The organism is Amycolatopsis sp. GA6-003, assembly GCF_046267895.1.
Lineage (GTDB): Bacteria > Actinomycetota > Actinomycetes > Mycobacteriales > Pseudonocardiaceae > Amycolatopsis.
This window is the reverse complement of the sequence record NZ_CP176499.1, coordinates 749,714-762,866: the sequence shown is the minus strand read 5'-3', so window position 1 is coordinate 762,866 and position 13,153 is coordinate 749,714. Positions and strand designations below refer to the sequence as shown.

The 13,153-nt window shown below is 72.1% G+C and carries 14 protein-coding genes; 6 read left to right on the top strand and 8 right to left on the bottom strand.

Features of this window, described 5'->3' with window-relative positions; translation table 11 throughout:
* Positions 1-168: 168 nt before the first annotated feature.
* Positions 169-1,548 carry an NlpC/P60 family protein gene (locus F9C12_RS03645; RefSeq protein ID WP_409464727.1) on the top strand — a complete coding sequence of 460 codons (1,380 nt, stop codon included), beginning with the start codon at positions 169-171 and terminating at the stop codon, positions 1,546-1,548.
* Here F9C12_RS03645 and F9C12_RS03640 read toward each other — a convergent pair.
* Complete coding sequence (locus tag F9C12_RS03640; protein ID WP_409464726.1) at positions 1,538-2,332, bottom strand: GNAT family N-acetyltransferase; 795 nt, start codon at positions 2,330-2,332, stop codon at positions 1,538-1,540. The two genes, F9C12_RS03645 and F9C12_RS03640, sit on opposite strands and share 11 nt — an antisense overlap.
* A gap of 125 nt (positions 2,333-2,457) precedes the next feature.
* Between F9C12_RS03640 and F9C12_RS03635 the strand changes: the two genes are divergently transcribed.
* The 4 genes from F9C12_RS03635 to F9C12_RS03620 all read left to right on the top strand — a co-directional run bounded on the left by F9C12_RS03635 (position 2,458) and on the right by F9C12_RS03620 (position 6,174).
* Positions 2,458-3,012: a molybdenum cofactor guanylyltransferase gene (locus F9C12_RS03635; protein ID WP_409464725.1), complete on the top strand. Its 555-nt coding sequence runs from the start codon at positions 2,458-2,460 to the stop codon at positions 3,010-3,012.
* Positions 3,013-3,124: 112 nt separating this feature from the next.
* A complete protein-coding gene (locus tag F9C12_RS03630) occupies positions 3,125-4,189 on the top strand; it encodes an AAA family ATPase (RefSeq protein WP_037806526.1) in 1,065 nt (354 codons plus the stop codon).
* A gap of 76 nt (positions 4,190-4,265) precedes the next feature.
* Positions 4,266-5,147 carry a DUF58 domain-containing protein gene (locus tag F9C12_RS03625; RefSeq protein ID WP_409186996.1) on the top strand — a complete coding sequence of 294 codons (882 nt, stop codon included), beginning with the start codon at positions 4,266-4,268 and terminating at the stop codon, positions 5,145-5,147.
* Between the two features lie 46 nt (positions 5,148-5,193).
* The gene (locus F9C12_RS03620) at positions 5,194-6,174 is read left to right on the top strand and encodes a VWA domain-containing protein (RefSeq protein WP_409180557.1); all 981 of its coding nucleotides are present in this window, start codon (positions 5,194-5,196) and stop codon (positions 6,172-6,174) included.
* Here the strand turns inward: F9C12_RS03620 and F9C12_RS03615 are convergent.
* Positions 6,140-6,991: a helix-turn-helix domain-containing protein gene (locus F9C12_RS03615; protein WP_409464724.1), complete on the bottom strand. Its 852-nt coding sequence runs from the start codon at positions 6,989-6,991 to the stop codon at positions 6,140-6,142. The genes F9C12_RS03620 and F9C12_RS03615 overlap by 35 nt on opposite strands.
* Positions 6,992-7,104: 113 nt before the next feature.
* On the opposite strand from F9C12_RS03615, the gene F9C12_RS03610 reads away from it, so the two are divergent.
* On the top strand, positions 7,105-7,881 hold the full coding sequence (locus tag F9C12_RS03610; protein ID WP_409464723.1) for an alpha/beta fold hydrolase: 777 nt from the start codon (positions 7,105-7,107) through the stop codon (positions 7,879-7,881).
* Positions 7,882-7,885: 4 nt separating this feature from the next.
* Here F9C12_RS03610 and F9C12_RS03605 read toward each other — a convergent pair whose 3' ends face one another.
* The 6 genes from F9C12_RS03605 to F9C12_RS03580 are packed head-to-tail and all read right to left on the bottom strand — an operon-like array spanning position 7,886 to position 13,121.
* Positions 7,886-8,347 (bottom strand): tRNA (cytidine(34)-2'-O)-methyltransferase, encoded by a 462-nt coding sequence (locus F9C12_RS03605; protein ID WP_409180554.1) that lies wholly within the window; start codon positions 8,345-8,347, stop codon positions 7,886-7,888.
* Positions 8,347-8,772: an acyl-CoA thioesterase gene (locus F9C12_RS03600; RefSeq protein WP_409180553.1), complete on the bottom strand. Its 426-nt coding sequence runs from the start codon at positions 8,770-8,772 to the stop codon at positions 8,347-8,349. The genes F9C12_RS03605 and F9C12_RS03600 overlap by 1 nt, the downstream gene beginning before the upstream one ends.
* 16 nt (positions 8,773-8,788) lie before the next feature.
* Complete coding sequence (locus F9C12_RS03595) at positions 8,789-9,730, bottom strand: TAXI family TRAP transporter solute-binding subunit (protein WP_409464722.1); 942 nt, start codon at positions 9,728-9,730, stop codon at positions 8,789-8,791.
* Complete coding sequence (locus F9C12_RS03590; protein ID WP_409180551.1) at positions 9,727-11,115, bottom strand: sensor histidine kinase; 1,389 nt, start codon at positions 11,113-11,115, stop codon at positions 9,727-9,729. Before F9C12_RS03590 ends, F9C12_RS03595 begins: the two co-directional genes overlap by 4 nt.
* A 3-nt stretch (positions 11,116-11,118) precedes the next feature.
* Positions 11,119-11,784 (bottom strand): response regulator transcription factor, encoded by a 666-nt coding sequence (locus F9C12_RS03585; protein ID WP_409464721.1) that lies wholly within the window; start codon positions 11,782-11,784, stop codon positions 11,119-11,121.
* A 14-nt stretch (positions 11,785-11,798) separates the two neighbouring features.
* Positions 11,799-13,121: an MFS transporter gene (locus tag F9C12_RS03580; RefSeq protein ID WP_409180549.1), complete on the bottom strand. Its 1,323-nt coding sequence runs from the start codon at positions 13,119-13,121 to the stop codon at positions 11,799-11,801.
* Positions 13,122-13,153 lie beyond the last annotated feature (32 nt).

Below are 13,153 nucleotides of genomic sequence, written 5' to 3'. Positions count from 1 at the left end.
ACGCGGAGTGACGTGCGCCATCCGGACACGCCGTCCCGCCCCGTCCCCCGAACAGGGGAAATGATCTCCGCGGTGTGTAAGTTCTTCCTGAGGCTTGTGATAGTGGTGTGACTGCAGTGGTACGCGGTGTGGCCGGAACGCGGCAGCCGGCGAGCGGAGGTGGCGGGCGTGAGGGTCCGGCGGGGACGGTCCGGGACGGCGGGCGCGCTGGTGCGCGGCGCGGGAGCCCGGCGCGGCCTGACGGTGGCGACAGTCGCGCTGGCGGCGCTGCTCGGCGCGGCGGGCACCGGGCTCGCGGTGCCCCCGCCGCCGCCGAACCCCAGCGATTCGGCGATCGACTCGGCCAAGGGCGACGCGAACGCGAAGGCGGGCGAGGTCGGCAGGCTCACGAACCAGCTCGCCCAGGCCGAGCAGAAGCTGAGCGCGCTGCAGGACGAGGTCGAGCTCAAGCAGGAACAGGCCATGAAGGCCCTGGTCGACCTGCAGACCGCGCAGGACGAGGCGACCCAGGCGCAGAACGACGCGAAGTCGGCGCGCCAGGAAGCGGACGCGGCGGCGGGCGCGATCGAGAAGGCCCGCGCGGACGCGAAGAAGTTCGCCGCCGCGAGCTTCGAGCAGGGCAGCACGATCGGATCGGTCTCGGCGTACCTGACCTCGGACAGCCCGAAGGACCTGCTCGCCCGCGCCCAGCTGCTCAACGCCATCGGCGGCTCGCGGCTCAACGCGATGGAGCGGCTCCAGCAGGCGCAGACCGACAAGGCCAACAAGGACTCCGCCGCGCGCAAGGCGCTGGAACTCGCGCAGCAGAAGCAGGACGCGGCCACCCGGGCGAAGGGCACGGCGGACGCCGCGCAGTCCGCCGCGGTGGCCGCGCAGCAGGCCCAGGCCGCGCAGAACAGCCAGCTGGAAGCCAACAAGAACTCCGTCGAGCAGCAGCTGTACGCGGCGCAGGCGAAGGTCAACGGCCTGCAGGGGCAGCGCCAGCGCTACCAGGACTGGCTCGCGCAGAAGCAGCGCGAGGACGAGGAACGCGCGCGGCAGGCGGCGCTGCGGGCAGCCGCGGCGAACAACGACGACGACAACGACAACGGCGGCGGAAGCCGCGGCCGCCCGTCCCCGGCGGCGGGCAGCTCGATCGAAGCCGTGATCGCGCGGGCGCTGTCCAAAGTGGGCATGCCGTACGCGTGGGGAGGCGGCAACGGCAGCGGCCCGACCCGCGGCATCCGCGACGGCGGCGTGGCCGACCGGTACGGCGACTACCGCAAGATCGGCTTCGACTGCTCCGGCCTGATGATCTACGCCTTCGCCGGCGTGCAGGGCCTGCCGCACTTCAGCGGCTACCAGTACACCGCGGGCCGCCGGGTACCGCTGTCGCAGATGCGCCGCGGCGACATGCTCTTCTGGGGCGGCTCGGGCGGCATCCACCACGTCGCGCTGTACCTGGGCAACGGGCAGATGGTCGAGGCGCCGCAGTCGGGTTCGTACGTGCGCGTGACGTCGGTCCGCTACGGCGGGATCATGCCGTACGCGACGCGCCTCATCGGCTGAGCGGGCTCCACACGTACGGCGTCGTTTCGGTGACCGCGGTGAAGCCGAGCCGTTCGAGGATCGGGCGGCTGGTCGGCAACGCGTCGACCTGCAGGTAGCTGACGCCGCGGGCCCGGGCCGCCTCGACCCGGTGTGCCACGAGGGCGCGGTAGAGGCCCCGTCCGCGCCATTCGGGCAGCGTCGCGCCGCCCCACAATCCGGCGAATCCCGTGCCGGGCACCAGCTCCAGCCGGGACGCGGCGACGAACCGGCCGTCCGCTTCAGCCACGACATGCGTGGTCGTTCCGGCATCGGCGCGAGCCCGGGCCAGCAGATCCGCGGCGACCGCGGCCTCGTCGTGGCCGAACACCGAGGCGGACAGCGCGGCGATCCGCAGCAGATCGTCGCAGCCGCCGGCTTCTCGCACGACGACGCCGGCCGGCGGCGGGGCCGAGGCGGCGACCGCGTCCAGCGGGGCGATCAGGACGGTTTCCGTTTCTTCCGGGGCGAATCCGGCGGCGAGCAACCGTTCCGGCAGTTCCGGGGGACGGTCATGGCTGCGGGTCTTCCACTCGAACTCCTCGCCGCGGGCGGCGAAGAACGCGCACTGACGGGCGATCAGCGCGTCGAGCGCCTCGCCGGTCACGCCGAGGTCGGGCGGGCCGGAGACGAACCCGCGGCGGCCGCCGGTGAGGCGGGCGAGCGGGCCGTCGGGCGTCAGCTGCTGTCCGGGTTCGGCTTGGGTCAGCTCGGCTTGCCGGACCTCGCGGTCGTAGGCGGCGAGCAGTGGCGCGGAGTCGGGCACCTCGGGAACTTAACGCGAGTAGTCCTGGAGCGCGCGCGGGTTTCCGGCCTCGTGAGTGGCGATCCCGGTTCTAACCGGGATCGCCACTCACGACCCCCTGGCGCGCGCGGCTTACGCTGGCCCCCATGACTCACCACCCCCGGTTCGCCGGGATCGTCCTGGCGGGCGGGTCCGCGCGCCGCTTGTCCGGAGTGGACAAGCCGGAGCTGCGGATCGGCGGGATCTCCTTGCTGGGCCGGGCGGTCGAGGCGCTGGCCGGGGCGGAGCCGGTCGTGGTGTGCGGGCCGCGGCGGCCGGGATACGACACGGTCGTCTGGACGCGTGAAGCCGTTCCGGGCACTGGGCCGGTCGCGGCGCTGGCCGCGGGGCTTGCGGCGGTCGACGCGGAACTCGTCGTGCTGCTCGCCGCTGACCTCCCCGGCATCCGGCGCTCCACTGTGGACCGGTTGCGGTCCACAGTGGGCAACGCGGACGGCGCGGTGCTCGTCGACGCGGCGGGGGAGCGGCAATGGCTGGTGAGCGCTTGGCGCACCGCGGCTTTGCGCCAGGCGCTGCCGGAGCGTCCGGAGAACGCGTCGCTGCGCCGGACGCTCGGCGGCTTGCGGATCGAAGAGGTCGCCGCCGAACCCGGCGAGAGCGACGACATCGACACGCCGGAGGACCTGGAAAAGCACCGCTGACACCGGCTTCACAGCTGTCACACTGGCGATGCGATTGGCTACCGTCGCGGGAAGTTCCCGACCCAGTAGGGTCGCGGGCGAGCACGCAGACGCGGAACCCCCTGGAGGAAGAGTGACCGAGCCCGGCTTCGCCGAGGGAGCGAACGGGCAGCAGCCCGGCACCCCGGCGCGGGACGCCCAGCTGCTGGAACGCACCGTGTTCGAGGTGAAGCGCGTCATCGTCGGACAGGACCGGCTGGTGGAGCGCATGCTCGTCGGGCTGCTGGCGAAGGGGCACCTGCTGCTCGAAGGCGTGCCCGGGGTCGCGAAGACGCTGGCGGTCGAGACGTTCGCGCGCGTCGTGGGCGGGTCGTTCTCGCGCGTGCAGTTCACCCCCGACCTGGTGCCCGCCGACATCCTCGGCACCCGCATCTACCGCCAGGGCGCCGAGCGCTTCGACGTCGAACTGGGCCCGGTCGTGGCGAACTTCGTGCTCGCCGACGAGATCAACCGCGCGCCGGCGAAGGTGCAGTCGGCGATGCTGGAGGTGATGGCCGAGCGGCACGTGTCGATCGGCGGCAAGACCTTCCCGATGCCCGACCCGTTCCTCGTGCTGGCCACGCAGAACCCAATCGAGAACGAGGGCGTGTACCCGCTGCCGGAGGCCCAGCGCGACCGGTTCCTGTTCAAGATCCTGGTCGAGTACCCCTCCGCCGAGGAGGAGCGCGAGATCATCTACCGGATGGGCGTCACGCCGCCGGAACCGCACGAGGTGCTGAGCCCGGCGGAGCTGGTGCGGCTGCAGGGCGTCGCGTCGCAGGTGTTCGTGCACCACGCGCTGGTCGACTACGTCGTGCGGCTGGTGCTCACCACGCGCACCCCGAACGACCACGGCCTGTCCGACGTCGCGGGCTGGGTGTCCTACGGGGCCTCGCCGCGCGCGAGCCTCGGCATCATCGCCGCGGCGCGGGCGCTGGCGCTCGTGCGCGGCCGGGACTACGTGCTCCCGCAGGACGTCGTGGACGTCGTGCCGGACGTGCTGCGGCACCGCCTCGTGCTGTCCTACGACGCGCTGGCCGACGGCGTCCCGGTGGACCACATCGTCACCCGCGTGCTGCAGACCGTGCCGCTGCCGCAGGTTTCCGCCCGGCCGCAGGGCGGAGCCGGCCCGGTGCCGGCGGGCGCCCCCGTCAGGTAGCGGCGTGGCCGGCACCTCCTCGAAAGAACCGGGCGGACGCCCCGCCTGGGCCCCGCCGGTCCTGCGCGGCGACCGGATGGAAGCGGGGCTGCGCACCCTCGAACTCGAAGTGCGCCGCCGGCTCGACGGGCTGCTGCAGGGCAACCACCTCGGGCTCGTCCCGGGGCCGGGCTCGGAGCCCGGCGAGGCCCGGCCGTACCAGCCCGGCGACGACGTGCGCCGGATGGACTGGGCGGTCACCGCGCGCACGACGACGCCGCACATCCGCGAGACGGTCGCGGACCGCGAGCTGGAGACGTGGGTCGTCGCGGACATGTCGGCGAGCCTCGATTTCGGCACCGCGCTCTGCGAGAAGCGCGACCTGGTGGTCTGCGCGACCGCGGCGGTCGCGCACCTGACCGGCGGCGGCGGGAACCGGATCGGCGCGCTCGTGTCGAACGGCGAAGGCATCGCCCGGATCCCGGCGCGCGGCGGGCTGCCGCACGCGCGCGGGCTCGTCCGGCGGCTGGCCGAGACGCCCCGCGCGGCCGAGGGCGTCCGCGGCGATTTCGCCGGTGCGCTGGAAAAGCTGCGCCGTCCGCCGCGCCGGCGCGGCCTGGCGGTGGCGATCTCCGACTTCCTCGGCCCGCTGGACTGGGAGCGCCCGCTGCGGGCGCTCGGCGGCAGGCACGAGCTGATCGCGATCGAGATCGTCGACCCGCGCGACGTGGACCTGCCGGACGTCGGCACCGTCGTGCTGGCCGACCCGGAGACCGGACGGCAGCGCGAGGTGCACGCTTCGGCGTTGCTGCGCAAGGAATTCGGCGCGGCGGCGAACGCGCACCGGCAGGCGGTCGCGGCCGGCCTGCGCCGGGCCGGGGCGGCGCATCTGGTGCTGCGCACGGATTCCGACTGGATCGCGGACATGGTGCGCTTCGTGGTCGCCCGCAAGCGCCGCTGGTCGGGAGGGGTCGCGTGACCGCGCCCGCGACCGCTGCCCGGACGACCGGTAAGGAGGCGACGGCATGAGCCTCGCCGGATTCAGTTCGCCGTGGTGGTTCCTGCTGCTGATCGCGGTCGCCGCGGTGGCCGTCGCGTACGTGGTGTCGCAGCGGCAGCGCCGCCGCCGGGTGATGCGGTTCGCGAACCTGGAGCTGCTGGAGAAAGTCGCGCCCAAGGCGCAAGGCTGGATCCGGCACGTGCCCGCGGTACTGATCGTGCTGTCGCTGCTGTTCCTGACGGTTTCGCTGGCCGGTCCGACGGCCGAGCAGAAAGTGCCGCGCAACCGGGCGACGGTCATGCTGGTGATCGACGTGTCGCTGTCCATGGAGGCCACCGACGTCGCGCCGACGCGGTTGAAGGCGGCGCAGGACGCGGCGAAACAGTTCGCGCAGAACATGACCCCGGGCGTCAACCTGGGCCTGATCTCCTTCGCCGGAACCGCCACGGTGCTGGTCAACCCGACCACGGATCGCGCGGGCGTGTCGAAGGCGATCGACAACCTGAAGCTCGCCCAGTCCACCGCCACCGGCGAGGGCATTTACGCGGCGATGCAGTCGATCCAGAGCTTCTCCGCGGTGGTCGGCGGCGCGGAAGGCCCGCCGCCCGCGCGGATCGTGCTGATGAGCGACGGAAAGCAGACGGTGCCGGAGGACCTGTACGCCCCGCGCGGCGCGTACACCGCGGCGCAGGCGGCGAAGCAGGCGCAGATGCCGATCTCGTCGATCTCGTTCGGCACCGAGCACGGGTCGGTCGACATCGAGGGCAAGCAGCAGGACGTCCGCGTGGACGACGAATCGCTGCGCGAGATCGCCCGGTTGTCCGGAGGGGAGTTCTACAAGGCGGCGAGCGCAGACGAGCTGAAACGCGTGTACGCCGACCTGGGCGAGCAGATCGGGTACGAGCTGAAGAACGCCGACGCGAGCAAGCCGTGGGTGGTGCTCGGGACGATCATCCTGATGGCCGGCGCGGCTACCGCGCTGGTGTTCGGTCAGAGACTGCCGTAAGCGGCCCGGCGGCCGCCTGCCACGCGCCCGGGCGGACGCCGGTCGCAGTGCGGAAGAACACCGAGAAGTTGGACGCGTCGGGAAAGCCGAGCGTGCGCGCGCAGGCGGCCGCGGTGAGCCGGTCGTGGGCGAGGAGCCGTTTGGCTTCCAGGACGATCCGCTCGACGAGGTACGCCTTCGCGCTGCGGCCGGTGGCCCGCTGCACCGCCCGGGTGAGGGTGCGGGGCGCGTAGCCCAGCGTCCGGGCGTAGTAGCCGGCGTCGTGATGCTCCCGGAAGTGCGCTTCGACGCTGGACTGGAACCGCCGGAACACCGGATTGGCCGATGCCGCTCCGGCGGGGCGGGGGCGGAGCCGGGCGAGGAGCGCGGAGAGCAGGATCCCGGGCAGCTCCGCCGGGATGTCCTCGGGCGGGGCGGAGGTTTCGAGGACGAGATGGTCGCGCGCGGCGGCGACGAACGGCCAGTCGGCTTCGGGAATGCTCCACTGCGCGGCCAGCTCCGGGGACGCGGCGAGTTCCCGGGTGGCGCGGGTGACCGGTGCGGTCGGCACGAACAGCACAAGATGCCCCGCCACCCCGGCGATGTCCTCCCACCGGTGCACCGCTCCGGGCACGACCCACACCGCGGACCGCTCCTGGAGCGGGTGCCGGAGGAAATCCACGGCGACTGATCCGTGCCCGGCGTCGACAACGGCGAGGACGTGGAAGTCGGCACGCTGGGTCCCGCCGTCGTTCAGCTCGCGAAGGCGGTCGAACGGCATGGTTTCGACAGCGGCCGCGCGGCGCCCGGCGGGCTGGTAGGTCATCTGCCGGATCATCTGTCCAGTTTTCACCATGAGGCGACCAGTCCTGCCGATGCCTCGCCCGCGCGGAAGAGATTCGATGGAGACACCGAAAACCAGCCGCGCAAGCCCTGATTGAGAGGGTCCTGATGACCACGACACCGCAGTCGCTCCTGCCCGTTTACGACCACCGGCCGGGGACCGGGCCGACCCTGGTGTTCCTGCACTACTGGGGCGGCTCCGCCCGCACCTGGGACCTCGTCGTCGACCGTCTCGCCGGACGCGACACGCTCGCCGCCGACTTCCGCGGGTGGAGCCGCTCGAAGAACCTGGCGGGCCCCTACACCCTTCGCCAGCTCGCCGACGACACGCTCGCCGTGGTCGCTGACGCGGGCGTCACCGACTACGTCCTGATCGGACATTCCATGGGCGGCAAGGTCGCGCAGCTCATCGCAGCGACGCGGCCCACCGGTCTTCGAGGGATCGTCCTCGTCGGTTCCGCTCCGGCGAAGCCCGCCGCTGCCGTCACGCCCGAGTACCGGGAAGGCCTTTCCCATGCCTACGACTCAGCGGAGTCCGTCGCCGGTGCACGGGACCACGTCCTCACCGCGACCGAGCTGCCCGAGCGGATCAAGGCGCAGATCGCGACCGACTCGCGGGCGTGCGCCGACGCCGCCCGCACCGAGTGGCCGCTGCGCGGAATCGCGGAGGACATCAGCGGACAGGCCCGCAGGATCAGCGTCCCGGCCCTCGTGCTCGCCGGAGAGAACGACCAGGTCGAGCCCGCCGACGTCCTCGTCGGCAACCTGCTGCCCTACCTGCCGGGAGCCGGCTTCGCGGTGCTCCCGGAAACCGGCCACCTGATCCCGCTGGAAGCTCCGGCCGCTCTTGCCGACGCGATCACGGCCTTCGTCCCCGCTGCCTGATCGCCTACGGCGTCGCGAAGCCGTTCTGCCGCCAGCCTTCGTAAACCGCGATGGCGGCCGTGTTCGCGAGGTTCAGCGACCGGTTGTTCGGCAGCATCGGCAGCCGCAGCCGGTCGGTGACCTCCGCGGCTCGCTGGACCTCGTCCGGCAGCCCGGCGGATTCCGGCCCGAACATCAGCACGTCCCCGGGCGCGTAAGAAACGTCCGTGTACAGCCGGGTCGCGGTCGCACTGAACGCGTACACCTTCGCCGGCAAGAGGACTTGCCACGCCGCGGCCAGATCAGCATGCACGTGGACGCGCGCGAGGTCGTGGTAATCCAGCCCGGCGCGGCGGAGCTGCTTGTCCTCCAAGGTGAATCCGAGCGGCTCCACCAGATGCAGCTCGCATCCGGTGTTCGCGGCCAGCCGGATCGCGTTGCCGGTGTTGGGCGGGATTTCGGGGCGGTAGAAGAGCACCCGGAACATCACGCCGCCTCGGGAAGGTGCTTCGCGTAGGCCGCACGCACCTCCGGCGGCGGCTCCGCCTTGCGGTAGTCCGCGGTGTCCACGAACACGTACCGCAGCCGGATCTCGGTCGTCACCGTCTCGCCGCGGCGGATCTCCAGCTCGAACTGCATCGACGTGGTGCCAAGGTGCGCCAGGTACACGGAGACCACCAGCTCGTCGTCGAACCGGCACGGCGCGAAGTACCGCAGGTTCGATTCGGCGACCACCACGTCGACCCCGGTGGCGAGCAGCGCGTCGTGCGAACCGAAGAGCGCTCTCTCCACCTCGAACGCCGCCATGTCCGCGTAGGCCAGGTAATGCGCGTTGAAGACGATCCCCTGGCCGTCGCATTCGTGGTAGCGCACGCGAAGGGGCATTTCGACGATGGGTCGGCGTTCGGTCACCCGGCCAATCTAGCGATCAGCCGTGCAGGGCGCGGTAAGTGTCGGCCGCGCCGCGGTGCAGGGGGATGGGCTGGGTGCCGATGAGGGTGCGCACGTCGAGGAACTGGGTTCCGACGGCTTGGGCGGGCACGAGTTCGGCGGCGCGTTCGGCGAGTACCCGGACCACCGCCGCGGCGACGTCGAACGGCAGTTTGGGCGAGCAGACCAGCAGGTTCGCGACCCCGATGGTGCCGAGCGCGCCGACCCCGCGGTAGGCCCCGGCGGGGACCTGGACCTGTTCGTACAGCGGGCCGTACGCCTTGCGCAGCTGGGGGAGCACCGACGTCAGCGGGATGAGCGAGAGCGGCGTGGTGCGGTTGAGGTCGGCGAGGGCGGGCGTCGGGATTCCGCCGGACCAGAGGAACGCGTCGATCCGGCGGTCGTGCAGCGCGGCGACCGCGTCGTTCAGCGGCAGGTGCTGCGCCTGGACGGGAACGCTGCTCGCGGCGAAAACCCGTTCGCCCAGCTGCGCGGCGCCGGAGCGGCTCGCACCGACCGAAATGGGGCGTCCGGCCAGCGAACGCAGGTCGGTGAGCCTGTCTTCGGCGCGGACGACGAGCTGCAGGTAGTTCTCGTAGACCCGGCCGAGTGCTTGCAGCGGAACGGCTTTCCCGAACGGCGAGCCGCCGGTGATGGCCGATTGCGCGACGTCGGCGAGCGCCAAGCCGAAGTCGGCCGTTCCGTCCTGGACCCGTTGCACGTTCTCGACGCTCGCTTCGGTGGGGAGCGCGCTGCAGTGCAGCCGCGGTTCGGCGCGCGACAGTTCGGCGGCCAGGACCTCGGCGAAGGCCAGGTAGAAGCCGCCGGGTTCGCCGGACGCGATGGTGATCTCGCGGTCCGGGCCGCGGTAGGTGTCGTCGCAGGCGGCGAGCGCGAGGGCGAGGCCGCCGAGGAGCGCGGTGCGGCGGGTGAGGCTCATGGCGTCCCCGCCGCGGGCAGCGTGACGCGGACCTGCAGGCCGTGCGGTTCGACCCCGCGCAGCTCCAGAACCCCGCCCCGGGCCCGGGTCTGCTCGCGGGCGATGGCCAGCCCGAGGCCGGTTCCGCGCGGTGCGCCGTCGCCGCCCGCGCGCCAGAACCGTTCGGTGGCCCGGGGGAGGTCCTCCGGCGGCAGGCCGGGCCCGTCGTCGGAGACGATCAGCGTGACACTGTCCGAAGCGGACTCCCAAGCGGCGGTGATGGTCGCTCCCTGACCGGCGTGGTGGACGGCGTTGTCCAGCAGGACGTCGAGAATCTGCGCCAGTTCGCTTTCCGGGGTGCGCACCAGCAGCGGCTCAGTATGCACCTCGCACGGCACCAGGGTCGCGCCGGCTTCCTCGGCGGACAACCGCCACGCGTCGACCCGTTCGGCCACGACCGCGGCCAGGTCGGCGGGTTCGTCGTCGGCGCGGGCGGCGAGCCGGGTCGCGGTGCTTTCCGCGGTGGCCAGGGCGAGCAGGCCGTCGAGAATCCGTTCCAGCCGTTCGACTTCCGCCACGGTCGCCTCGTAGGCCGGGCGGTTTTCGACCTCGGTGCCGAGCAGGTCGAGCCGCAGCCGCAGCGCGGCCATCGGGTTCCGCAGCTGGTGCGAGGTGTCCGCGACGAGCCGCCGTTGCTGATTCGCCGATTCGACCACCGCGTCGGACATCCGGTTCACCGACGCCGCGAGCGACCGCAGTTCGCGCGGCCCGGACCGCTCCGGCACCTGCGCCCGGCGCCCGCCCGCCACCGCCAGCACGCCGGTCTCCAGCTCCACCAGCGGCCGCACCATCCACCTCGACAGCAGGACCGCGAGCAACACGAACAGCGCCGCGACCACCATCGCCCCGGCCGCGATCGCGCTCCACGCCGCCGCCACGTCCTCCGCCGCGGCGGTCACCGACGCGCGCAGCAGGACCACGCCGGACACCCGCGTCCCGGTGCCGACCGGACGGGCGAACAGCACCGGATCGTCCGACCACGGCCGGATCCGCTCGACCGGCGCCTCCGGCTCGTTCCGCAGGGTCGCCTCGATGAGCGTCCGCGCGGCTGGATCACTGCTGGTCAGGCCGCCGGTTTCGACCAGCGGCCGCCGTTGCGCGTCGACGATCAGCACGCCTTCGCTGTATAACGACGAATACTGCCGGGCGTCGGCGCTCAGCGCGGTCGCGTCGCCGGAATCGACGGCCTGTTGCGCGAGCACCACGAAGCGGTCGACGTCGCTGCTGCGCGAAATCACCAGCTGCTGGGTCCGCTGATCGGCGGTCGCGGACAGCAACGGCACGGCGAACGCGGCCACGACGGCGAGCGCGAGCGTGACCAGGACAGCCAGCAGGCGAGTGCGCACCGATCAGCTCCGGCCGAGCCGGTAGCCGAAACCGCGGATCGTGGTGAGCAGGCCGGGCCGGTCGAGCTTCGCGCGCAGCTGCGTCATGTGGACGTCGAGCGAACGCGACACGGCCAGGTACGCGTCGCCCCACACCTCGTCCATCAGCTGCTGGCGGCTCACCGCCGTGCCGGGACGCGCGGCGAGCACCGCCAGCACCGCGAACTCTTTCGTGGTCAGCCCGACGTCGCGGCCGCCGACGACGACCCGGCGCGCGCCGAGGTCGATCTCGACGTCCTCGATCCGCACCACCGGGTCTTTCGGCTCCGGGGACGAGCCGCCCGCCCGCCGCGCCACCGCGTCCATCCGGGCCAGCAGTTCGGCCATCCGCACCGGTTTCGCCAGGTAGTCGTCCGCGCCGAAGCGCAGCGCCCGGACCACCGACCGCTCGTCGTCGCGCGCGGTCAGCACGATCACCGGCACCGGGGAGACCTGGCGGATCTTGCGGAGCACGTCGAGCCCGTCGAGATCCGGCAGGCCGAGGTCGAGCAGCAGCAGGTCCGCGTCCCGGTGCCGGGTGAGGGCGTCCGAGCCGCGGCCGACCGAGGCGACCGAGTGGCCGTGCGCCTGCAGCGTTTCGGCGAGTGCCCGGGCGACCCCGGTGTCGTCCTCCACGAGCAGCACGCGCACGGCCGTCCTCCCGATCAGTCCTCGCCGCGTTCGAGAGCCGACGAACGCGAAGTTTCCCGCATTGTCGCGTACACGACGAGCGAGACGAGGACGCAGCCCGCGACGTACCAGAAGAAGAGCGATTCGTGCCCCGCCTTCTTCAGCGCCTGCGCGATCAGCTCGGCGGTCCCGCCGAAGATCGCGACGGTGAGCGCATACGGCAGGCCGACGCCGATCGCGCGGATCCGCGTCGGGAACAGCTCGGCCTTCACGATCGCGTTGATCGAGGTGTAGCCGGTCACGATCACCAGCGCGCCGAGCAGCAGCAGGAACGCGAGGAACGGCTGGCTGGTGTGCGCCATCAGGGTCATGATCGGCACGGTCAGCAGGGTGCCCGCGATGCCGAAGAACATCAGCAGCTTCCGGCGGCCGATCCGGTCCGACAGCCGTCCGGCCAGCGGCTGCAGGATCGCGAAGACCAGCAGCGCCAGGAACATGATCACGGTGACCGTGCGCCGCGGGATGTGCGCGGTGTTCTCCAGGAACTTCTGCGTGTAGGTGGCGTAGGTGTAGAACGCGACCGTGCCGCCGAGCGTCAGGCCGACGACCAGCAGGATCTCCCGCGGGTACTTCACGAGCTGGCGCAGCGTGCCGCGTTCGCCCTTGCCGGTCTCCGCGCCTTCGGTGACGCGCTGGTAGCTCTCGGACTCGTCCATCGACCGCCGCAGCGCCATCACGATCACCGCCGCGAGCGCGCCGACCACGAACGCGATCCGCCAGCCCCAGTCGCCCATCTGCTTGTCGGTGAGCACGCTCTGCAGGATCAGCTGCAGCCCGAGCGCGAGCAGCTGCCCGCCGACGAGGGTCACGTACTGGAAGCTGGAGTAGAACCCGCGCTTGCCCGGAGTGGCCACTTCGGACAGATACGTCGCCGAGGTGGAGTACTCGCCGCCGACCGAAAGCCCTTGCAGCAGCCGGGAGAACACCAGCAGGATCGGCGCCGCGATGCCGATCGTCGAGTAGCCCGGCGTCACCGCGATGAGCAGCGAACCGGCCGCCATCATCGAAACCGAGAGCACGAGCGCCGAACGCCGTCCGTAGCGGTCGGCGAACCGGCCGAGCAGCCAGCCGCCGAGCGGGCGCATGAGGAAGCCGACGGCGAACACCGCCGCGGTGTTGAGGAACTGCGCCGTGGCGTCGCCGCCGGGGAAGAACGCCTTCGCGAAATAGACGGTGAACGCGGAATAGGCGTACCAGTCGTACCACTCGACGAGATTTCCGATCGAGCCGCGCAGCACGTTGCCGACCACGCGCCGCTCGTCCCGCGCCGAGCCGGCGTCCTGGATCCGGGTAGTCATCCTTGACCTCCTGTGTCGCGACTCACGGTGAC

Bases quoted from the DNA above. Each gene is read 5' to 3' on its own strand.
- F9C12_RS03625 (WP_409186996.1), top strand. From the start codon at position 4,266: ATGGAAGCGGGGCTGCGCACCCTCGAACTCGAAGTGCGCCGCCGGCTC.
- F9C12_RS03580 (WP_409180549.1), bottom strand. From the start codon at position 13,121: ATGACTACCCGGATCCAGGACGCCGGCTCGGCGCGGGACGAGCGGCGC.
- F9C12_RS03610 (WP_409464723.1), top strand. From the start codon at position 7,105: ATGACCACGACACCGCAGTCGCTCCTGCCCGTTTACGACCACCGGCCG.
- F9C12_RS03620 (WP_409180557.1), top strand. From the start codon at position 5,194: ATGAGCCTCGCCGGATTCAGTTCGCCGTGGTGGTTCCTGCTGCTGATC.
- F9C12_RS03605 (WP_409180554.1), bottom strand. From the start codon at position 8,347: ATGTTCCGGGTGCTCTTCTACCGCCCCGAAATCCCGCCCAACACCGGC.
- F9C12_RS03635 (WP_409464725.1), top strand. From the start codon at position 2,458: ATGACTCACCACCCCCGGTTCGCCGGGATCGTCCTGGCGGGCGGGTCC.
- F9C12_RS03595 (WP_409464722.1), bottom strand. From the start codon at position 9,730: ATGAGCCTCACCCGCCGCACCGCGCTCCTCGGCGGCCTCGCCCTCGCG.
- F9C12_RS03615 (WP_409464724.1), bottom strand. From the start codon at position 6,991: ATGATCCGGCAGATGACCTACCAGCCCGCCGGGCGCCGCGCGGCCGCT.